Annotated in this window: 16 protein-coding genes; 11 read left to right on the forward strand and 5 right to left on the reverse strand. The window is 46.3% G+C overall.

What is annotated here, in order from left to right:
* Positions 1-127 precede the first annotated feature (127 nt).
* Entirely contained in the window at positions 128-526 is a 399-nt protein-coding gene (locus tag BM415_RS01090) for a hypothetical protein (protein WP_091153674.1), read from the forward strand.
* Here the strand turns inward: BM415_RS01090 and BM415_RS01095 are convergent.
* Both BM415_RS01095 and BM415_RS01100 read right to left on the reverse strand, forming a co-directional pair.
* Complete coding sequence (locus BM415_RS01095; RefSeq protein WP_091153676.1) at positions 514-1,569, reverse strand: glycosyltransferase WbsX family protein; 1,056 nt, start codon at positions 1,567-1,569, stop codon at positions 514-516. The genes BM415_RS01090 and BM415_RS01095 overlap by 13 nt on opposite strands.
* A 33-nt stretch (positions 1,570-1,602) precedes the next feature.
* On the reverse strand, positions 1,603-2,817 hold the full coding sequence (locus BM415_RS01100; RefSeq protein ID WP_091153678.1) for a glycosyltransferase family protein: 1,215 nt from the start codon (positions 2,815-2,817) through the stop codon (positions 1,603-1,605).
* Positions 2,818-3,074: 257 nt separating this feature from the next.
* Here BM415_RS01100 and BM415_RS01105 point away from each other — a divergent pair, with 257 nt between their 5' ends.
* Together BM415_RS01105 and BM415_RS01110 are read left to right on the forward strand one after the other, a co-directional pair.
* Complete coding sequence (locus tag BM415_RS01105) at positions 3,075-4,787, forward strand: methyl-accepting chemotaxis protein (protein ID WP_091153680.1); 1,713 nt, start codon at positions 3,075-3,077, stop codon at positions 4,785-4,787.
* 96 nt (positions 4,788-4,883) lie between these two features.
* A complete protein-coding gene (locus tag BM415_RS01110; protein ID WP_091153682.1) occupies positions 4,884-5,855 on the forward strand; it encodes a TRM11 family SAM-dependent methyltransferase in 972 nt (323 codons plus the stop codon).
* Between the two features lie 151 nt (positions 5,856-6,006).
* Here BM415_RS01110 and BM415_RS01115 read toward each other — a convergent pair whose 3' ends face one another.
* Entirely contained in the window at positions 6,007-6,963 is a 957-nt protein-coding gene (locus BM415_RS01115; protein WP_091153684.1) for a D-2-hydroxyacid dehydrogenase, read from the reverse strand.
* A gap of 610 nt (positions 6,964-7,573) precedes the next feature.
* On the opposite strand from BM415_RS01115, the gene thpR reads away from it, so the two are divergent.
* From thpR to BM415_RS01130, 3 genes are all read left to right on the forward strand, one after another.
* Entirely contained in the window at positions 7,574-8,137 is a 564-nt protein-coding gene (thpR, locus tag BM415_RS01120) for an RNA 2',3'-cyclic phosphodiesterase (protein ID WP_091153686.1), read from the forward strand.
* Positions 8,138-8,451: 314 nt separating this feature from the next.
* The gene (locus BM415_RS01125; protein WP_091153689.1) at positions 8,452-9,351 is read left to right on the forward strand and encodes a cell wall hydrolase; all 900 of its coding nucleotides are present in this window, start codon (positions 8,452-8,454) and stop codon (positions 9,349-9,351) included.
* A gap of 121 nt (positions 9,352-9,472) precedes the next feature.
* Entirely contained in the window at positions 9,473-10,165 is a 693-nt protein-coding gene (locus BM415_RS01130; RefSeq protein ID WP_091153691.1) for a metal-dependent hydrolase, read from the forward strand.
* A gap of 123 nt (positions 10,166-10,288) precedes the next feature.
* Here the strand turns inward: BM415_RS01130 and BM415_RS01135 are convergent, their stop codons facing one another.
* Positions 10,289-11,446: an MGDG synthase family glycosyltransferase gene (locus BM415_RS01135; RefSeq protein ID WP_091153697.1), complete on the reverse strand. Its 1,158-nt coding sequence runs from the start codon at positions 11,444-11,446 to the stop codon at positions 10,289-10,291.
* 242 nt (positions 11,447-11,688) lie between these two features.
* Between BM415_RS01135 and BM415_RS01140 the strand changes: the two genes are divergently transcribed.
* From BM415_RS01140 to BM415_RS24935, 4 genes are all read left to right on the forward strand, one after another.
* A complete protein-coding gene (locus tag BM415_RS01140; RefSeq protein WP_170862460.1) occupies positions 11,689-12,276 on the forward strand; it encodes a TetR/AcrR family transcriptional regulator in 588 nt (195 codons plus the stop codon).
* A gap of 169 nt (positions 12,277-12,445) precedes the next feature.
* Positions 12,446-14,737, forward strand: a complete 2,292-nt coding sequence (locus BM415_RS01145) for a YhgE/Pip domain-containing protein (RefSeq protein ID WP_091153701.1) — start codon at positions 12,446-12,448, stop codon at positions 14,735-14,737.
* Between the two features lie 585 nt (positions 14,738-15,322).
* Positions 15,323-19,918 carry a glutamate synthase large subunit gene (gene gltB, locus BM415_RS01150; protein ID WP_091153704.1) on the forward strand — a complete coding sequence of 1,532 codons (4,596 nt, stop codon included), beginning with the start codon at positions 15,323-15,325 and terminating at the stop codon, positions 19,916-19,918.
* A 204-nt stretch (positions 19,919-20,122) separates the two neighbouring features.
* Positions 20,123-20,269 carry a hypothetical protein gene (locus BM415_RS24935; protein ID WP_170862332.1) on the forward strand — a complete coding sequence of 49 codons (147 nt, stop codon included), beginning with the start codon at positions 20,123-20,125 and terminating at the stop codon, positions 20,267-20,269.
* A 243-nt stretch (positions 20,270-20,512) separates the two neighbouring features.
* On the opposite strand, the gene BM415_RS01155 is transcribed toward BM415_RS24935, so the two are convergent.
* Entirely contained in the window at positions 20,513-20,884 is a 372-nt protein-coding gene (locus BM415_RS01155; RefSeq protein ID WP_091153707.1) for a helix-turn-helix domain-containing protein, read from the reverse strand.
* A 222-nt stretch (positions 20,885-21,106) separates the two neighbouring features.
* On the opposite strand from BM415_RS01155, the gene BM415_RS01160 reads away from it, so the two are divergent.
* Positions 21,107-21,538 carry a hypothetical protein gene (locus BM415_RS01160; protein ID WP_091153709.1) on the forward strand — a complete coding sequence of 144 codons (432 nt, stop codon included), beginning with the start codon at positions 21,107-21,109 and terminating at the stop codon, positions 21,536-21,538.
* Positions 21,539-21,616: the final 78 nt, after the last annotated feature.

Here is a 21,616-nt window from a genome sequence, read left to right on the forward strand (position 1 = left end):
TATCATTCTGACAGTTTTGCATAAATCCTAATTCTATGTAAATGTACATTTAATTGTACTTTTGCTATATAGCAAAAGACGTCCATTTACATAGAATGTATAGTAAGAAGGAAGGAGTGATAGAATTATGCCGACTTTTGATCAGGTTCTTGTGACCGGTAATCAAACGATTCTTGGTCAGCTTCAGGTAAACGGAAATTCAACCATCGGAAATTTAGATATCGCGGGCAGTATGAGTGTATGGGGCGGCGGCATCTTTGTGGATGATAGTGCAACGATCCAAGGAAATCTGGGTGCAGGTCTAAATATCAGCGCAGGCCAGAATGTGGTGGCTGGATCCCGGCTCATGTCCATGGGAACACCAATCGTTCCGCCGGTAACGCCAACCATTGTTTCGCACCGATTTTATCCGGCCACCTTACCGACGCAGCCTGGACTCATGCTTAAGGGAACAGATGGCTTGAATTATATGATCATTGTGGATACCAGCAGCGGACTCCCTACACTTGCCATTCATGGCGCGTAATTAAGAAGCGCTGTTCTGACAGCCTCCAAATAGGCAAAGCCATGGTCTTTGTCCGGCTCTAGATAAGTCCCCTCTGCCCATTCATTCCACGCATTGACAAACAGAAATGAAGAACCATATACCTTATCTGCCCGCTCTATTTGTCTGCTTAAATAGTAAGCAAACTTCTCCGGACTGGACCCGATGCAGCTCTGTCCCTTGTATCCTCTGCGTGGGGTATTATCCCAATTCACATAAGCACCAGGTAGGATTTGCTCTCCACTTCGATGAGGAGATCGGGACAAGATCATTTCCCAGGCACCATCATAGTCAAACACCAGGTGCTCGTTCTCCTTCTTTTTTACCTTGCTCCATAACCCTTGAGTATGTGTATGCGCAAAGGTATAATGCGGTTCAAATTCAACGCTCGCTTCAAATCCAGCTTGATTCGGTATATCAAACCCGCCGAGCGTCTGTACAAAATAGATGCCGGGAAGCCCATTTTGTACAGCGAGCTTGTTCCAGTACTTCAACATTTCCTCACATCGCGGAATCAGACCCGGACGATAGATAACAAATAAAGGCTTATTATCAATACGAATGTACCTCTTGTCATTAAATACCTTAAGCAGCTCATAGAAATGTTTAGTCCAATCGTCTTCATCTCCGTAATCCTGATGCATGAGGACTTCATTATTACTGCCATCCCATCTGCGGGTCCACGGTTCATTGGCCCAGGAGAGACAGAAGGGGAAGTCAGGAGTTTTTGACTGTAACATAGCTTCAAGCGGCTTTTCAAGCAGACGTTTTCCTTTGAACCAATAGTGGTAATAGCAAAAACCGTAGATGCCATAAAATCGGGCTAAGCTCGCCTGCCATTCACGGACCGAAGGATCCATCAAATTATAGTAATAGTTTTTCAATGGCTCTTTTGGCTGTTTGTGATTCGGATACAGCGGTCTAGCTTTTTGTGTGTTCGTCCATTCCGTAAAGCCTTCTCCCCACCACAGATCATTCTCAGGGATTGGATGAAATTGAGGTAAATAATAAGCGATCAGCTTCATGCAGGGACACCGCCTAATCCTGAGTATGGTTAGTTAAAGATGGTTCAACTGCTGGATTAGTTTCATAGCTGCCTGAAGATAGGAATAGTCGTATTTGCTGCTATAGAGAGCTCTTGAAGCAATCATTCTTTTATCATCAGTGTTCTCGCTGTAGTATTGCAGCTTGGAGCCAAGCTGTTCGGGATTGCGGTAGATGATAATATCCTCGCCAGGCTTCATCAGCTCGTGAATTTCCGGAGAGTTTTCCACGATTTGAAATACGCCGCATGCCGCGATCTCATACAATTGACGAGGTGCAGCGTCCCAATGCACGATCATATTCGCTCCGTTGTAGTACGCACTGATCATCGTCTCGCTATCGGCCTGACAAGTCTCAATCTGATCCACTGGCTCCCAGTTTTGGCCTAATGCACGTACTTTCTTTCCCTCAAATCTATGGCGAATGGCATGAATATAGGGGAGACGTTCCTCTGAATAATTCCCAACAATGAGTAGATCGGAGTGGAATTCCGGCTGTGGTCGATGAGGCTTGTAAATCATCGGATCGGCACTATATGGCATAACGATAATATTTTTATAACCGTATCTCTCATATATAGGATGGTGCAGCATGTTTTGTGTGATGACAAGGCTCCAGTCATGGTATGCAGAATGTATATATTCGCATGGTTCATAAGGGTCATTTAACCAGATGGCTGTTTTTGTATAAATGGATTGGGGTACGAGTTCAGGCGTGATGGATTGTGCGGCTTGATTACCGATACATAGTAAGAGATCTGGCCGATAAGTCGACAGACTATCATGAAGATTCTCATTGATCTTTAGAATGAGGACTTCTTTAACCAGCATGCGCAGCGAGTCTGCAATCAGGCTTTCCACTGAAGGAGTAAACTGCTCCGTTAAGGGGATCAGAAGTGCGAGTCGCATGGATTTGGCCGTTCTGGAATCAGGGAGCTGGAAGTTTGATACAGGCTGACTCTGTGGCGCTATAAGTCCTTGATTCGAGCGCGTTAAATCCTCATGAGAGGTCTCCATGGGAGGAGGAAGCACGAACATAGGAGCTGTCGATGTGGCGTTGGATTTGCCTTGAATTATGTCTAGCAAGCTTTCTTGAGATTTGCTGTTGGATTTATTTAAAGATTTACTCTGGGATTTACTCAGAGGTTTACTCTGCCTCTTATTAGAAGGGATCTTGTTACGCGCAGCAGCAGTGCTTCGGATTTCTGATTTTTTTTCTTTTTTTCTCATAGTCGACCCGATCCTTAATCGTCAGATTTATTCTAGTCTATGATGTCAGCCCCGTATGTTTCAGGACAATAACCCAAGCCGTGATAAAAAGGGCTCTCAAAGCACTTAAAAATATACATAGCTGAAAATCTTATATTTTGAAAGCTGCTTACCGAAATAAAAATAAGGAGGAATCCATTTCATCGTTCCAATAAGTTATGGAATGGCTTCAGGTTACAAAACAATGAGCTTTGTATAGCTGCACAGGGGGAGAAAAGGTGTTTAAATTAAAGAGCATCAGGCAAAGAATATCGGTTGTAATGGTACCGCTGCTTATCTATGTCATCGCAATAGGAATCATTACATTGACACTGCTGGGAGCGATGGAAAAGAACACGACGAGCATTACGAGAAACTGGATGCCGTCCATCAGTAAAATTGATGATTTAATCTTTACGACTGAACATATCCAATCCTTGAGCTACAGTTACTTCTTGGCTTCCGTCTTCGATCAGGAGAACAAAGCGGCTGTTGCCAAGGAACGTACAGATTACATACGACAGCTTACAGCTGAAAGACAGGCTTATGGCTCGCTAATTACAACGGATACAGAAAGGGAATACTATAATTCCTTCTCTGCGGCTTGGGAGGAATATTTCAAGATCAATACCCAAGCAATGAATCGAAGCGATGCGAATGATATTGAGCTGGCTTATGAAGTGCTCATGAAGGGTACCGCTTCATTCGACAGAATGCAGAGTGAGCTGATGTCTCTGTCGGCTTTTATTAAGGAGCAAGCAGACCTGTCAGCCCAAGAGCTTGAAGATAGTGCGAGAACATCAGAGACCGTACTCTCTATCGGGATTGCCTTTATTTTGGTGATGACGATTATCAGTACTTACTCGCTGATTAAGACATTGGTCACTCCGATCAAACAGATTGAGAACAATGTTAAAGCGATTGCCGAGGGTGATCTGTCTGTAGAGGATATCAAGCGAGACCTGGAGGATGAGCTGACTACGCTTGGACAAGGCATTAACCAAATGAAAGCAGGTCTAGTCCAGATTGTAAATCGGATCAAGGACTCTTCAGAGATCATTGGCGTGCAGAGTACACACCTGGCAGCAACTTCCGAAGAAGTGAAGATCGGCAGTCAGCAGATTGCCTTATCCATGGAGGAATCGGCCAAAGCCGTGGAGAGCCAGGCAGAAACAGCACAGTCATCTGCCAGAACGGTTGAACGATTGAATGAGCATATTCAGGACCATGCAGCCAAAGGAGAGCAGCTTAGAGGGATGTCCGAGCTAGTTCTTGAACAAGGCACACTTGGTAAAGAAACAATGAGTAAGTCTATTGAACAGATGAGACAAATTGCAAGCCGGGTATCCATATCCATGGAGCAGGTGAATAAGCTGGATCAATCCAACGAGAACATTTACCAGCTGCTGCATGTCATTCGTGATATTGCGAAACAGACGAACCTCCTGTCCTTGAATGCTTCCATTGAAGCAGCGAGAGCGGGGGAACATGGGAAGGGCTTCGCTGTCGTAGCCGAAGAGGTACGGACACTATCGGAGGATGTGTCACAGGCAGTAGGCCAAATCAACGAGCTAACGGAAACGATTCAGCAGGAATCCAAATCTGTCGTTCAATCGCTGCAAAGTGGTGTAGAGGAGACAAGAAGAGGGACAGCACAGATGGAAGCCGTGAATGGAGCCTTCAACCAGATTACGAACTCTGTGCATCAGATGGTTGATGTCATTCAAGAGATTTCAATGGGGCTGTCTGAAATGGAAGAGCTCAGTGGACAAATGAACGATTTCAGTCAAATGATATCTGCTATTTCTCAGCAATCCGCAGCCAGTGTGGAGGAAGTGTCTGCTTCTGCAGAAGAACAGTCGGGTTCCCTCGAAGGTGTGGCAGAGAATATTCAGCAGCTTAAGAAGCTGTCTGAAGAGCTGCTCGCTTCGGTATCGGCGCTTCGAGTATAATAGGAGCGTAATGGACACTGTGAATGAGAGCAGCCTTGTTATTCAACATTGTGACTGCTGTATTCACTATTCAGAAGGGAATTGCTGAGATTGTTAATGACGCATACACTCAATAAAGAACATCATCCTACAGATTTGCTATACACTTATGCCTGTCACGAAAGTGAACAGGCTCTTTGTCATTTGGAGCTGCAGCGGCTTCTGGGCATAAGTATACCGCCAGAGCAAGCTTATCTTCGTTCCAGTCGCCTCATCGATCCGTCACGAAGTCCGTTCATCAAGCTGCGTCTCGAGGTCCTGGCTGAGAATAAGGAGTTCCTCGGGCTGCTTGCAGATATCGATTCACTTGCGCTTCAAGTACCGCAGGATTGTACCTTTAAAGTTGTATATATTAAGGAAGGCGTTCCCTATTCGTATGATGAACAACGGAAGCTTGAGCGCAGGGCAGGGGAGCGCATTACAGGGACCGCCAAAATGAAGGATCCTGATATAACCTATGGGTTGATGCAATTGGAGAATACATGGGTATTAGGTGTCGTTCGGTATGCAGAGCCGATATGGCTGCAGCATAAGAATAAGCCATATAATTATTCGACAGGACTCAGCTCACGAATGGCAAGAGCAATAGTCAATGTGGCAGCTCCTGAAGGGGACGCGGTCTCCATAATTGATCCTTGCTGCGGTATGGGAAATGTATTGATCGAAGCTCTTTCGATGGGAATCGCGATTCGAGGCAATGATCTGAATCCACTGGCGATTCGGGGGGCGAGAGTCAATCTGCAGTATTATGGTTACGACTCCCGTCTTGTCACCTTAGGAGACATGAATGATCTAACCGGTCATGCCGACCGTGCCGTACTTGATCTACCCTACAATCTGTGCTCCGTATTGTCTATGGAGGAGCAGCTAGGAATGCTTCGGAGTCTCGGGAGACTTGCTGATGAGGCCGTCATTATTAGTACGGAGCCACTAGAGGAGCAGTTGAACATGTCAGGATGGAAGATTCAGCATCACCTCCAGGTCACGAAGGGGACATTCATTCGAGATATATGGTTGTGTGAACATTAAGGTTAAGCAGTAACCTATTAAAATGAAGTGAAAGTCATATAAGGTCTGGTCCTCAGCTGCTGTATACGGCAGAGAGGAGCAGACCTTATGTTATATTACGATTAAACGAATGAATGAAGCTAATGAAACCTATTATCCATCTTCAGGATGGTTAATAGGAACGGCTGTAATCTACCAAATTACGTGGTAGATCCTCATTCTTCACATACGCCTTCAAATTTTCAAGGAAGACTTCGAAGGCACGTTCGGAATAATGCGGCGTGCTGCCGGCAAAATGCGGAGTGATCAGAACATTGTCCATTCCCCACAGTGGATGATCGGCTGGCAGCGGCTCTTCCTCGAAAACATCGAGCGCTGCAGCGGAGAGCTTCTTCTCTTCTAATGCCTTAACCAGAGCAGAAGTTTGAACCGTTGCACCTCGCCCTACATTAACAAAGCAAGCACCTGTCTTCATTGCGCCAAAAGTCTGTTCGTTGAATAGATGCTTCGTATCCTCCGTAAGAGGAAGGATGTTAATTATGTAATCTCCCTCAGACAAGACTTCCTCCAGCTGTTCCATCTTTACCATTTTGCTTACATGAGGGGCAGGCTTGCCGGATTTGCGGACACCAACAACATTCATACCGAAAGCTTCTGCCAGTCTGGCTGTTGCGGTTCCAATCTCCCCTACACCCGCGATAACAATAGTCTTGCCATGAAGTTCACTCATAGCGGTATCGGTTGAGTCCCAGTTCCGACTTGCTTGATTCAGAATCGCTTGCTTCAGCATGCGGGACATAGACAGCAGCATACCGAACACCATCTCTGAGATCGGTATGGCATGAATTCCACTTGTGTTCGTCAGCAGAATATTTCGTTTACCCAGCTCTGCCTGAGGAAGAGAATCGACTCCAGCAGACCAGGTTTGAACCCATTTCAATTTACTGTCCGGATCAAGCAGCGTATCCGCATGGTTTCGGGCCCAGCCTACCAATATTTCCGCGTTCTTCAGGATGGAAGAATCCAGTTCCTTGGCCTTGCCTATTGTGAGTTTGTAATCAGGGGCTATTTCTTGAACTAGCTGTTGCTGTGACTCTGTAAATGCATGTAAGCTTACAATACTGCTCATATCTAGATCTCCTCCTGCTACCATAATAGCTCTAGTGTAGCAGTGTTGAGCCAAGTGGGCAATTGTAACTCAGTTCGATAGGATGTGGGTATATAATAATGAATACTCCTATAGGAAGCCGGAGTACTCTCGGCGGCTCTTGATAGAAGAAGTTCACTCGAAGCTGAAAAGTGAAGATGTTTCCGTAATAAGTGTAATATTATGTATAAGTGTTATATATTGGTAGTAGCGTGGGTAAGAAGATGAGTTCTGTATACTTATTTGACATGAACGGTGACATTGAATTCATTATGCTATTGAATACATATTATATAGTAGGAAAAAAATTTTAACGTTGAATATGCAAGAAGACATTTGTTGCTGCATTCTATTTGGTACGGCAGAGTGCTCGTTTCTTTACATAGGATCAGATGGATAAGGAAATGATGAATTAGAGGGAAGACAGATAATTTAAACCAATTGTTTTGGTGTAAAATAGGCTGTAAGTCATATGTTTCCATGGAAAATATACCTAATTAACTGAAATTAGTACCTGGTACTAGTACTAGGATATTGTTATTATATTCTGGTGAATAATGGTTGTAAAAAAACATAAAGTGAGGTTAATCATATGTCACATAACAAGGCACGTCTCTTTACCGCTATCCGGATCCCGGATGCGTTGAAAAATAAGCTCCATCATTGGATGGAGCATCACAAGGGCCAGCTTCCTTTTCGAAATAGGACTCATCAAGATGATTATCATATTACCTTGCAGTTCTTGGGCGATACGGAGCCAGCTCTCATTGACAAGCTGCATGAGTCTTTGCAGGAAGCGGCCAATCAAGTACAGCCCTTTCCGCTCAAGATTGGGGAGCCGGGCGTTTTTGGTTCCAAAGAGGTACCGAGAGTATTGTGGAGAGGGGTGGAAGGTGAATTGGACAGCCTTTTTTCACTACAACAGTCCATCGTACAATCAACCATACCTCTAGGGTTTGTACCTGAGGATCGGCCCTATCGCCCGCATATTACAACAGCTCGTAAATTCAATCAGGAGCTTCGCCGCTCCTTTAATCTGGATGAGCTTGCGGATGGAGCTTGGGATGATACCTGGATGGTGGAAGAATTTGTGCTATATAAGACCAATATGGGACAGAAGCCGATGTATGAAATGATAGGAAATTACGTTTTATAATGCATAAATTCATAGACTCCTTAATATGGTAATCTATAACCATTTATAGCTTTTACAACCATAAAAAAGATATAATTTGAGATAAAAAAAATAAAGTTCACAAAAATTATATTTTTTCATTTAGTATTTTTTGGGATCAGGTGTTCGGGTGTGAAAAAGCTTGATAGATCAACGGAATTTTTGATGTGGACAAGCATTCGGACATCGTACTTTTCCCTGTTGTAGAGACTACATTTGTTATATTCTCTGTTATTCAAACCTTGCATTTTTGGTTACAGTTAAGTAGAATTGTGCCGATATAACAGGAGGTCATTATGAATACAAATAGAGAGATTCGCTGGGTAGCACCTCTGATGATCGTGCTGCTAGTTTTTATATTGGGGGCCAGCCTTATTGTTAAGGCTGTTGAAGTATATGGGGATAGTGCAACGAAGGAGACGCCGGAGACGGCAAAGTCCGCTCCTGCTGATGAGGAGGCAGATCACATTCGCAGGACAAGCTCTGAAGGGGACGGAGCAGCTGCTGCGAAATCCATGACAAAGACATCTGCAAGTCATGAAATTACAAACCAATTGGTGACGGCGGTAGGCACACCGCGCATTGCCACTGACTATATTTCGATCAAGGCAGCTGAACATTTGGAAGCTCAGGCTCTCAAAGAACAGCAGCAAGCCGAGAAAGAGAGGAAGCTGGCGGCTATACAGAAGCAACAGAAGCTGGAGGAGCAGAAAGCTCTTGCCCGACTATCCGCTGAAGAAATGAAAACAACTCCCCCCGAAACGATATTCTTTACCCGTACGGAATTATTAACTCAGGCAGATAAAGACAAATCGACCTGGGACTACCCCGTGACGGATAAGGAACTGCTGATGCTGCAAAAAATTGTGATGGCAGAAGCAGAAGGTGAACCGTACGAAGGCAAAGTAGCTGTAGCTAATGTTGTCTTAAACCGGCTGCGGTCAGCCAATTATCCCGATACCATTAAGGATGTTATATACCAGAAATATCAATTCAGTCCTGTTGCGAACGGCCGTATGGACCGTGTGACGCCTAACGAGGACGCTATTCAAGCTGTAAACGAAGCCATGCACGGACGCAAGGAAGTACCGGATGATACGCTCTATTTCTTATCTATTACCCTGGCTGACGATCTTACTGTACACCATTCTCAAGAAAAGGTGAAAACGATTGGTCACCATACCTTTTATAAATAGGCAGAATCAATTTCATAATACCTTTTTAACGATTTATGGAATTGATTCAACAAGTGTTATAATGGATATGATATGTCCGTTATTACACGGGGTATAACCTATGCTTAGGAGGTAGTAATCTATGAAAATCACGTACTATGGTCATTCTTGTTTATTGGTTGAGGCTGAAGGCAAACGGGTCATTATCGATCCCTTTCTAACAGGAAACCCGAAGGCAACGATTGCCCCGGAAGATGTCAAAGTGGATGCAGTGCTGTTGACTCATGCACACTCGGATCATTTTGGTGATACCCTTGCGATAGCTAGAGAGAATGATTGCCCGGTCGTTGCCGTATACGAGCTGGCTGATTATTGCCAGAAACAAGGTGTGAAGGCACATCACATGAATACAGGAGGCAGCCATCAGTTTGACGGGTTCAAGGTGAAGTTTACGCTGGCATTCCACAGTTCGTCCCTCGATATGGATGGGAAGCCTGTTTATTTGGGACAACCTGCAGGCATTCTGCTGACGATGGGCGGCAAGACGCTGTATCATGCAGGAGACACGGCTTTATTTGGCGACATGCGTATTATTGGAGAATTGAACAATATAGACATAGCTGCGCTTCCGATCGGCGATGGTTTGACGATGGGCCCGGAGGATGCAGTAATTGCAGCCACCTGGATCCGCACGAAACAGGTGATTCCAATTCACTACAATACGTTCCCAGCGCTTGAGCAGGATCCGAACCAATTCGGTCAGCTTCTGAGCAAGGAGAGCCAAAAGGAGATCGAGGCTGTTATACTAGAGCCGGGAGCGAGCACATCACTGTAACTTGTAATACAGACGAGTAATAGATCTGAGGATATAATAAGAGCTGCATTTGCGTAATTCGCCGATCTTGGACGAATGGGCATGCAGCTCTTTTTTGGATATGGTATGGAATTGGATGGCGAGTTAGCGGGAAGCATATTGCATAACCGGAGTGCGGCGGCTCGAGCTCTGCATAAGCAGCTCATGAACGGTTCTTGTGCAGGCCTCTGGCTGATATTCATTCAGCCTGGCATCAGCACCACTCGCTGCAATGCCGTTCGCATGTAGATGATGTAATCTCGAGAATTGCTGATGAAGTACATACGAGTTCTTAAGAACAGCGCCATATCCGGATTTTACAAAATAATCGCAATTCTCTTCCTCCTGCCCGGGCAGCGGGGGAGCAAACAGCATAGGCAGTCCCTTGGCCAGTCCTTCTGTACAGGTCATGCCGCCCGGCTTGGTCACGAGAAGGTCCGAAGCATCCATTAATTTGCTTACCTTGCGTGTGTAGCCTATGATATGAATATCTGGGTGCTGGAACATGGCAGATTCCCTTAATCGCTCAGCCAGCTTCTCATTGTTGCCGACACAGAATACGAGCTGAATCTTACCCTTCCAGGAAGCAATGTCCTCCATGAACTGGTCCTGAAGCGGCAGCCCCCAGCCTCCCCCCATAATCATGACAGTAGGGATATTTCTCAGTCCAAGCTCTTCTCGGACCGCATCCTTCGGCTGCTTGTTCCAGAAGTCAGGATGAACCGGTATGCCGGTAATTCGAATTCGCTGGGAATCTACGTTTCTCTCAAGCAGCATTCTCTCAACCTTGGGCGACGAGACGAGGTATTGATTGACCTCAGGACTGATCCAGGTCCCATGGGCATCGTAATCTGTGATTAAGGTATACAGCGGAATGTCTAGTCCAAGCCGCTTTAATCTGGAAATAACCGCATTCGGAAAAGGGTGCGTGCAAATAATGACATCCGGGTTCAGCTGTGTCAGCACCTTCTTGGCGTGGTTGTAAAATAGCCGGTGAAGCGCGAGTCTTCGAAATCCGGTCAAGCTTCGGTTATAATTTGTTCGATAAATTAGTCCGATCAGCCCGGGGCTCATCGTGATCGTTCTACGATAGGCACCCAGAATGAATGGGGCTACCGTGGGATTCAGAATTTTGCCAAGCTCAATGACACGTGCATTCACATGTGGGTATAGAATTTTAAGCCCCTTCTCAATGGCGTGTGCTGCTTGTGTATGTCCGGTACCGAACCCTTCTGACAGCAAGAGCACTCTCTTCTTCTTCATACATTCACCTATTTCATAAAATGAGATTTTGCTATTCGGTATGTATACAGATCTCTAAATCATATGACGAAACTGCAGTAATAAAACCCTGCAATACATTAAACGGATTTGGCACAGAATAAGTCTCAAAAAATGTGATTTTTCTTGCTAAAAAGAAATAAAAGTGTTAAAGTTGGTTTTGACTAAGTGACTAAAAATGAATTTCGGTCAATAATGAATATAACAAAGAGGGAGGAGACATGTTGGCACAGGTAGATCGCCGCAAACTCATAGTTCAGGCCGCAGCCCAGTCCTTTGCTCTATTTGGTTATAAAGCGACGACGATGGATCAGGTAGCTAAGATCGCAAATGTCGGGAAAGGCACGATTTATACTTTTTTTACGAATAAAGAAGAGCTGTTCGATGAAATATTGCATGATGTTATTCGGGAGATGAAGGAGCTAGCAGAACGGGAGCTTGATTCTGAACAGACTTTTATTACGAATTTATATCGTATTCTTGATGCCCTATTAGAGTTCAGGAAGCAGCATGAGCTGCTCATCAAGTTGTCTCAAGAAGTCAGAGAATTCGGAACGGCGCAGGCGAAGGCCGGTCATGAGAAAGTAGAAGCTGTCATTACAGGGTATTTGGAGAAGCAGCTTCATACCGCAATGGACAAAGGTGAAATTAAGCCATGTGATCCGAAGGTCGTAGCTTTTATTATGTTCAAGCTGTATATTGCGCTCACTTCAGACTGGAATCGCACCAATGAACCGCTAAGCAAGGAAGAGATCAAGCAATATCTACAGTTGTTTCTTGTAAACGGCCTGTCGCAGGAAGCGGTAGGATAGCTCAGCAGTGATGGCCGGTATTCACACAGCATGGAAGTGGAGGCCGGCTTGTTCATATTCAGCTTATCAAGGTCAAACATCTCTGGTACAGAAATGTTTATTTTTTTCAAATGAAATGACCGAATGGGGATTTCGGTCAAATAGTGCAATGGAGAAGGAGTAAGGCGAAATGAAATCATTATCTGTTTTTGCTAAAGATTTACTCAGGGCTGTCAAGAATCCCAAAAAACTGATTCCGATCATTGCGGTGATCTGTATTCCGATTCTGTACACAGGGATCTATTTGACAGCCTTCTGGGATCCGTACAATCATCTGGAAAGGCTGCCGATTGCCGTGGTTAATGAGGATAAGGGGGCCGATTTTGAAGGCGAGAGTCTGACGATCGGTCAGGATTTGATAGAAGAGCTGAAGGAGGACCCCGAGTTCGACTGGCAGTTTGTCAATAATGAGGAAGCTCAGGAGGGGATCGATAACAATAAGTATTACATGAAGATTACCATTCCTGAGGATTTCTCGGCTCGAGCTACGACACTGCTCGATGACAAACCAAGTCCAGCCGAACTGGTCTATGAACCGAACGGAACCTATAACTTTGTCGGGGCTCAGATCGGCAATACGGCGATCAAAGAAATCAGTAAGCAAGTATCCTCCGCTGTAACGGAATCGTATACGGAAACTTTGCTGGATAAGTTCTCTGAAGCATCCGATGGCTTTGGAGAAGCAGGAGATGGAGCGAGGGATATTAACGAAGGAGCAGTTAAGCTGGATGACGGGGCTGTGACACTCCAGGATAATCTGAAGAAGCTGACGGAGGGCACCTTGGAGCTGCAACAAGGAATGGATCCTCTGGCGGACGGAGTGAAGACATTAAATGACGGAGCAGCACAGCTTCACACCGGAGCCAATGAACTGTCGACCGGTTTGAACCAGCTCGTCACGGCAGAAGGCCAGCTGAGAGAAGGAACCGGGAAATTGCAGAACGGCGCTGTGGAATTGCAGGATGGCATTGCTTCATCGAGAGATGGCGCGGCATCGCTGAGCGAAGGTCTTACTTCTGCGGAGCAAGGAGCCAGTGTACTGAACGAAGGCTTGCAGGAGGCGAAGCAGGGAAGTGCGCAGCTAAGCAGCGGACTCTCTGCTGCGGAAGAGGCAAGTGGCCAGCTGGCAGCCGGGTCAGAGACCCTTGCGGCGGGACTTCAGCAATTGGCCGAGTCTAATCCGGAGCTTGCCGCGAGTCCAGAAGTGAAGAAGCTCCTTGCAGCAAGTCAGTCACTGGCGGAAGGAGCGGGTCAGCTTCATGCCGCTGACCAGCAGCTGCTCAGCGGTGCTCAGGCGTTGGATCAAGGGAATGAGAAGCTTGCAGCGGGTGCGCAGCAGCTTCTCTCGGGACACAAGGAGCTTGCCTCTGGAGCCTCTGCCTTGGCAGCCGGTCAAGAACAGCTGCTTGCAGGTGCAGATACTTTGGTACAAGGTCAAGAAGAGCTGAACTCCAACTTGGCATTGTTTGGTGAGAAGCTGTCAGAGGCTGCTAGCGGTGGTCAATCTCTGAGCGTGGGAGCATCAGAGCTGTACACCGGAACGGGAACACTGCTTAGCAGTATTGGAGAATTGACGGGTGGCGTTACCACACTGGCAGATGGCTCAGCTCAGCTGACCGATGGCGCGGGTCAGCTTCATAACGGGCTCAGTGAAATTAAGGATGGCTCGAGTGAGCTGTCAACCAAATTAAAGGATGCAGCGTCGGATACCGCTGAGCTGCACCGAACAGATGATGTGGTCAGCATGTTTGCTGAGCCTGTCCAAACAATCGAAGATGAGACCAGAGGGGTAGCCAATTACGGTACAGGTCTCACTCCATATTTCATGTCGATCGGCTTGTTTGTCGGGGCACTGATTACGACCATTATTCTGAACATGAGAGAAACAAGCGTACCGGGTGCTGGCCCGTGGAGCAGGTTCATAAGTCGGTTCCTTGCCTTTGGCGGAATGAGCGTGCTGCAGGCTGTGATCCTGGCGACCTTCATGCTGTACGGCTTGAAGCTTGAAGTCGCGAGTGTACCGCTGTTCTACACCTTCTCGATTATTGTAGGCTTTACTTCCATGATGATCGTTCAGGCGCTAGTTACCTGGCTTGATCTGGTAGGGCGCTATCTAGTCATCGTGCTGCTCGTATTCCAGCTGGCGACAAGCGGCGGTACGTTCCCGCTTGAGCTGCTGCCAGACTGGATGAAGCCGATCAGTGCACTACTGCCAATGTATCATAGCGTGATCGGATACAAAGGAGTCATTATGAGCGGCAACTTCGATCTCATGTGGGATAAGGCTGTCTTACTCGGAATCTATGCCGGTATCTCTCTGCTGCTGACGCTGTTCTATTTCCTGTGGAGCGGCCGCAGAAGAGCAGAAGCTTCTGTTGCAGAAGATTCCCAGCAGAATAACGGAGAAGTTGTCACTGTGTAAACTGTGTAATCTGACTATAAGCAGAATTTATCAACAAAGCTGTGTCCTAATTAACATGGGATGCGGCTTTGTTTTATGTTGACCGTTGATCTGGCAAAGTGGCTGTTATCTGGATGAATCCACTCATGGTAGCAGCAGGGGACAAATGATAGGGCTTACGTAGAAGGATTGTACAAATTTTTAGATAAAAGCTCCATTCAAATGTGACATGCGAGAGGAAATAATAAAAAACAATATAAACATGAGGGACCAATCAATGCATCTTATTTGTATTAGGAATGAATAATTATCCAAAAATATGTTGGTAATAAACGTCGATACGCTAAAGCTGTAATGCAAGATATTAATTATCAAACCTATAGAAATTTTGAATTGCGCTGATGTAAGGTCGATGTTAAAATGATAGAACTATACTTATAAACGGTTCTACCTTATGTTTATGCACAATCAGCTGGCAGCGGGAGCCTGAGCGGATCTTAAACAAGTTTGTTACGGCGCTGTCATCCAAGTGTTGCTTGTCCCATCGTTAAGTCACTTTTGTCACGGATGTTCACAAAATTTTTCGTAATAGAAAGGTTGCGTTCCATGAGACAGACTGGATTACCTCCTAAACAGGGTTTATACGACCCTCAGTTCGAAAAAGACGCTTGCGGTATGGGCTTTGTAGCTAACATCAAAGGCGTGCCTTCCCATGATATTGTCAGTCAATCCCTGACGATGCTGAGCAATATGGAGCATCGTGGTGGACAGGGAAGTGAGCCGAATTCCGGTGACGGAGCCGGTATTCTGATTCAGCTTCCACATCGTTTTTTTGCAGAAGAGGCTGTGCGCCTTGGCTTTGCCCTTCCTGAACCGGGTCATTACGGAGTTGGTATGATCTTTACCTCTAATGATGAAGACGTTCGTAATGAGCACCTTGCGATTCTGAAACAGATTGTACAGGAAGAAGGACAAGAGTTCTTAGGAATTCGTGAAGTTCCGACGTATGACGAGATGCTGGGTAAATCTGCTCTGGCCGCGAAGCCTTATGTATGTCAAGCATTTATCGGCCGTGCTGAAGGAATCCAGAATGAGCTTGAATTTGAACGGAAGCTGTATGTTATTCGCCGCCGGGCAGAGCAGGCAATTCGTTACTCCGATCAGGTGAAGGATGCAAATTCCTTCTATATCCCGAGTATGTCCTGCCGCAAGATTGTATACAAAGGGATGCTGACCACCGAGCAAGTAGGCCAGTTCTATCTTGATCTTAAGGATGAGCGTGTTGAATCTGCGATGGCTCTGCTGCACTCCCGTTTCAGTACGAATACGTTTCCGAGCTGGGAGAGAGCGCATCCGTATCGTTTCATGATTCATAATGGTGAGATTAATACGATGCGCGGTAACGTGAACTGGATGCATGCACGTCAGTCGCTGTTTGAGAGTGAAATTTTTGGAGACGACCTGTCCAAAGTCAGACCGGTCATTAACCCGGACGGTTCTGATACGGCCATGTTTGATAATACACTCGAATTTCTGTATTTGAGCGGACGCTCCCTGCCTCATGTGGCCATGATGATGGTTCCAGAGCCTTGGAGCAATGATGAAGGAATGGATGCCGAGAAGAAGGCATTCTATGAATACCACAGCACACTAATGGAGCCATGGGATGGACCTGCCGCTATGGCCTTTACGGACGGTGTGCAGATTGGTGCCATCCTGGACCGGAACGGACTTCGTCCTGCACGTTACTATGTAACCAAGGATGACCGTATTGTTCTCTCCTCTGAAGTGGGTGTGCTTGATATTGCACCTGAGGATATCTTGTACAAGGACAGACTGCGTCCTGGACGTATGCTGCTTGTTGATACCAGAGAAGGACGTATTATTTCGGACAGTGAAGTGAAGGCACAGATCGCTTCAGAAGAGCCGTATCAGGAATGGCTGAACGAGCATCTGGTGGATCTGCATGAGCTTCCTGATGCTCCTGAGCTTCCGGAGCCGAAGCATGATAACATAAATCAGCTTCAGCTGGCATTCGGTTATACCTTCGAGGAGCTGCGCAAAGTAATTGAGCCGATGGCATCCACAGGCATGGAAGCAACAGGCTCCATGGGCTATGATGCACCGCTTGCGATTTTGTCGGATCGTCCTCAAAGACTCTATAACTATTTTAAACAAATGTTTGCCCAAGTAACCAACCCGCCGATTGATGCGATTCGTGAAGAGATCGTAACATCGACGCTGACGACCATTGGATCAGAGCGTAACCTGCTTATTCCGGAACCCGAGAGCGCAAGACAAATCCGTTTAGCGACTCCGATCTTATCCAATGAAGAATTTGCTAAGATTCGTCATATCCGCAGACCAGGCTTCCGTTCCATGACTATTCCGATCTTCTTCCCAGCGAAGGAAGGAGCCGAAGGTCTGAAGAAAGCGATGGACGTCCTGTTTGAAGCAGCGGACCGGGTTATTGAGAAAGGGCATAATATACTCATCCTGTCCGACCGCGGCATGGATGCGGAGAATGCAGCTATTCCAGCACTGCTGGCCGTATCGGGTCTGCATCACCATCTCATTCGTCAAGGGACACGGACCAAAGTCAGCATCCTGCTGGAATCCGGAGAACCTCGTGAGGTGCACCATTATGCGGTGCTTCTCGGCTACGGCGTAAGTGCAGTGAATCCTTACCTCGCATTCGAGACATTGGATGATATGATTCAGCAAGGCATGCTGCGCGGCATCTCTCATGACAAAGCCGTGAAGAATTATATTAAAGCAGCGACCAAAGGGGTCGTTAAGATTCTGTCGAAGATGGGAATCTCGACGATTCAATCTTACCGCGGGGCTCAGATTTTTGAGGCTGTCGGTTTGAATAGTGAATTTGTAGACCGTTACTTTACATGGACACCTTCTCGTATCGGCGGAATCGGTATCGAGGAAGTGACAGAAGAAGCACTTGTGCATCATAACCGCGCGTTTACGGACAAAGACGGTAACGATAAAGTGCTGGACTCCGGTGGTGAATATCAATGGCGTAATGACGGAGAGGATCACCTCTTCACACCGCAGACCATTCACACCCTGCAGCACGCAGTTAGAACAGGAGATTATAATCTCTATAAGAAATATGCGAAGCTGGTTCAAGGCGAGAATGAGAAGAAGCTGACGATCCGCTCTCTTCTGAAGCTGAAGCCAAATGGTGAAGCGATCCCACTGTCCGAAGTGGAATCGGCAGAGTCCATTATGCGTCGTTTCAAGACAGGTGCAATGTCCTTCGGTTCCATCAGCAAAGAGGCGCATGAAGATCTGGCGATTGCAATGAACCGCATCGGCGGCAAGAGCAATACCGGTGAAGGCGGGGAAGACCCGGCTCGCTTCACGCCTGACGCGAACGGAGACTCACGCCGCAGCTCGATTAAGCAGGTTGCATCCGGACGTTTTGGTGTAACTTCGAACTATCTTGTGAATGCCGATGAGATCCAGATTAAGATGGCTCAAGGGGCAAAGCCGGGTGAGGGAGGCCAGCTTCCGGGTCGTAAAGTTTATCCATGGGTAGCTGAAGTCCGCGGCTCGACACCAGGTGTCGGCCTGATTTCTCCACCACCGCATCACGATATTTATTCGATCGAGGATCTGGCAGAGCTGATCTATGACTTGAAGAATGCGAATCCAAGAGCAGATATTAATGTCAAGCTCGTATCTGAGGCTGGTGTAGGAACGATTGCTGCCGGTGTAGCCAAAGGCCGTGCCGATGTCATCCATATCAGTGGATATGATGGCGGAACAGGTGCTTCGCCTCAAGGCTCGATAAGACATGCGGGTATGCCTTGGGAGCTTGGCCTTGCAGAGACGCATCAGACGCTCATGCTGAACAATCTGCGTGATCGTGTGGTCATCGAGACAGACGGCAAGATGCTGAACGGCCGTGATCTCGTTGTCGCTGCACTGCTTGGCGCAGAAGAATACGGCTTCTCTACAGCACCACTTGTCGCCTTGGGCTGTATTATGATGCGTGTATGTCAGATGGATACCTGCCCAGTAGGGGTAGCTACTCAGAATCCTCAGCTTCGCAAGAACTACATGGGTGATCCGGCTCATGTCGTGAACTTCATGCGTTTCATCGCGGATGATACTCGTGAGCTGATGGCTGAGCTTGGCTTCCGAACGATCGACGAGATGGTTGGACGTACAGATTGTCTGGATGCTGAGATCGCAGCTACACACTGGAAGAAGAAGGGCGTTGATCTCTCCGCACTGCTGCATGTAGCGGATGCTGAGAATTCTGCTCGAACTCGTATCCAGAAGCAAAATCACGGGCTAGAAGAGACGCTTGATATGCAGAAGCTGGTTCCACTGGCTTCGCCTGCAATTGAATCCGGCAAGCTGGTTGAAGCCGTGCTTCCGATTACGAACGTGAACCGTGCAGTCGGAACGATTCTTGGCAGCGAAGTGACGCGCAAATATGGCGCAGCTGGACTGCCAGAGGATACGATTCAATTCAAATTCGTTGGTTCTGCAGGCCAGAGCTTTGGGGCCTTTGTACCTAAGGGAATGACCCTCACCGTTGAAGGGGACTCCAATGACTACGTGGGTAAAGGTCTCTCAGGCGGTAAATTGATCGTGAAGCCATCTCCAAGCGCTACCTTTGCTGCCGAGGATAATATTATTATCGGGAATACAGCATTGTATGGAGCGACCAGTGGTGAAGCGTACATCAACGGGATTGCCGGTGAACGGTTTGCAGTCCGTAATTCAGGAGCACGCGTTGTTGTAGAAGGCGTGGGTGACCATGGCTGTGAATACATGACAGGCGGACGTGTTGTTATCTTGGGCGGAACAGGCCGCAACTTCGGAGCCGGTATGTCTGGCGGTATCGCATACGTATATGATCCGGAAGGAACCATCCTGTCACGCGTTAACCTTGAAATGGTACTGCTTGAGCGTGTGGAAGATTCGGCAGAGGAAGAAGATCTGCGTGGATTGATCAGCCGCCATGTTCAGTACACAGGCAGCAGCCGGGGCGAGCAGATTCTCGGAAACTGGCAGCAGGAAGTCGGTAACTTCGTGCGTATCATTCCTAAAGACTTCAAGCGTATGCTTGAACAGATTGAGAAGGTACAGGCAGAGGGACTTACAGGAGATGCGGCATTGCTTGCAGCATTTGAAGCTAATATGCGTGAACTGGCACGTGCTGGTCAGTAATTAATTTATAAATAAACAGGACTTTATAGCAGGACCTTCACTTCAGAAGGACGCTATAAAGTCCTATTTTTTTATTCGACAAAATTAGAACCTCTAAAACCTGACATTCCGCCATGAGACGACAACATTACTAGGAAATATTTCGTATAATAGGTCTAGTTAATTTAACATACATATAAAATGGTATAGGAGAGGTTGTCCGGTATGAACATGGATTATCCAAGCAGGAGCAATGATCAACCGATGAACCAGAACAACCCGAGGAAACCGCTTGATATCGTGGATGTTTTGAAGCAATGTGGCATTGATCCGAAGAAGTGGCAATCTCTTGTTTCCCCTCAAGATCGCTAAGATGGCTATAAGGCAGAGATTAGCACAGACATATTAGAGCTGTGAATACATTACTTAGGTCTCAAGTTCATGTCGCAGCTTACTAATGTTGGTATTTGCTAGGTGGATAACTTACCTCTGTGAAACTGGCATAAGAGATATATTGAACATAAAAAAAGGTCCCTCACATCGAGGGACTACAGTCAAGAATCTACAATAATAATTATAAATATGGGACTAAATAATCAGACACTAGAACAGACATCAGGAGTCCATATTACGCTCCATCCGTACGAAGGCGATGAATCTTCGTGCTTCTTCCTCTGACAACGGCTTGCCGTCAATCATGAGCTCGAATTTATTCAGTACCTCCCGATCGGAGAGCTCTAGTGCATCAACGAATCCTCTTACATCCTCATCGAGCACCATCTCCGGTTGACTTGTTCTTCCTAGCAGATAATCGACAGATACATTGAAGGTATCTGCAAGCCTGGTGAGGGTCTCAAAATCCGGCTTGCGCCTTCCCTTCTCATAATGAGACAGTGAAGCTCTCGTAATCTCAAGCACATTGGATAGTTCCTCTTGAGTCATTCCCCTTTTTTCTCTTAATTCTGCAATGCGATGTCCGTAATCCATCTATTTTTATTCCTCCTGGTTACTAAATGAACGTTTACCGAATCTAGCTGTCTTCGTCATATTAAATACGATGAGTCCAAAAATCTATTGACACGATACGATTTGTATCGTAAATTGGATACAACAAGGTTACAAATTGTATCATTTTATCGTACATTTCTATCCTTGACCCCGATTCCTTCATTCATACCTGGGAATAACTATGTTAAGGGATGGAAGTCTATGAAACAGGTCAGAAGTCAGGGTATTAACGCAAGTATGTATATTCACAAGTATGAAGAGCAAGTCATTAACAGCAGGAGCCGTCCCATTGTTATTCTTGGATTGAATCAGAAGACCATTCACTTCTTAAGCGATCTCATCATTCCTCCTGTATCTGAGCTTCTCGTAGGGCTGGAACTGGAAGGTCAGAAGAACAATGTCATTCATCTCGATTGTACATTGCAGTGGAAGCAGGAGTTAGGAAGTTTCACACTTTATTTTGCTAAGTTACATATTCATGAAGAGCACAGACTATATATATATAGTCAGTTGAATCAGATGATTTATCAGCTGCAGTATCCGGTTCATTCTTATTTCCAGAAGCAGCCGGAAGCTTGGACATTAGCCCGAGACATGCCCTATCCGTATTCACGGATTAATACTCAAGCTTAGCCTATGTATAACGCCATTTTACTATATTTATCTAGTTCCTGCATTAGTTCTTTGACCCCATATAAATGTGTGAAACAT

Origin of the sequence: Paenibacillus sp. 453mf, assembly GCF_900116105.1 — a bacterium.
GTDB classification, from domain to species: Bacteria; Bacillota; Bacilli; order Paenibacillales; family Paenibacillaceae; genus Paenibacillus; species Paenibacillus provencensis.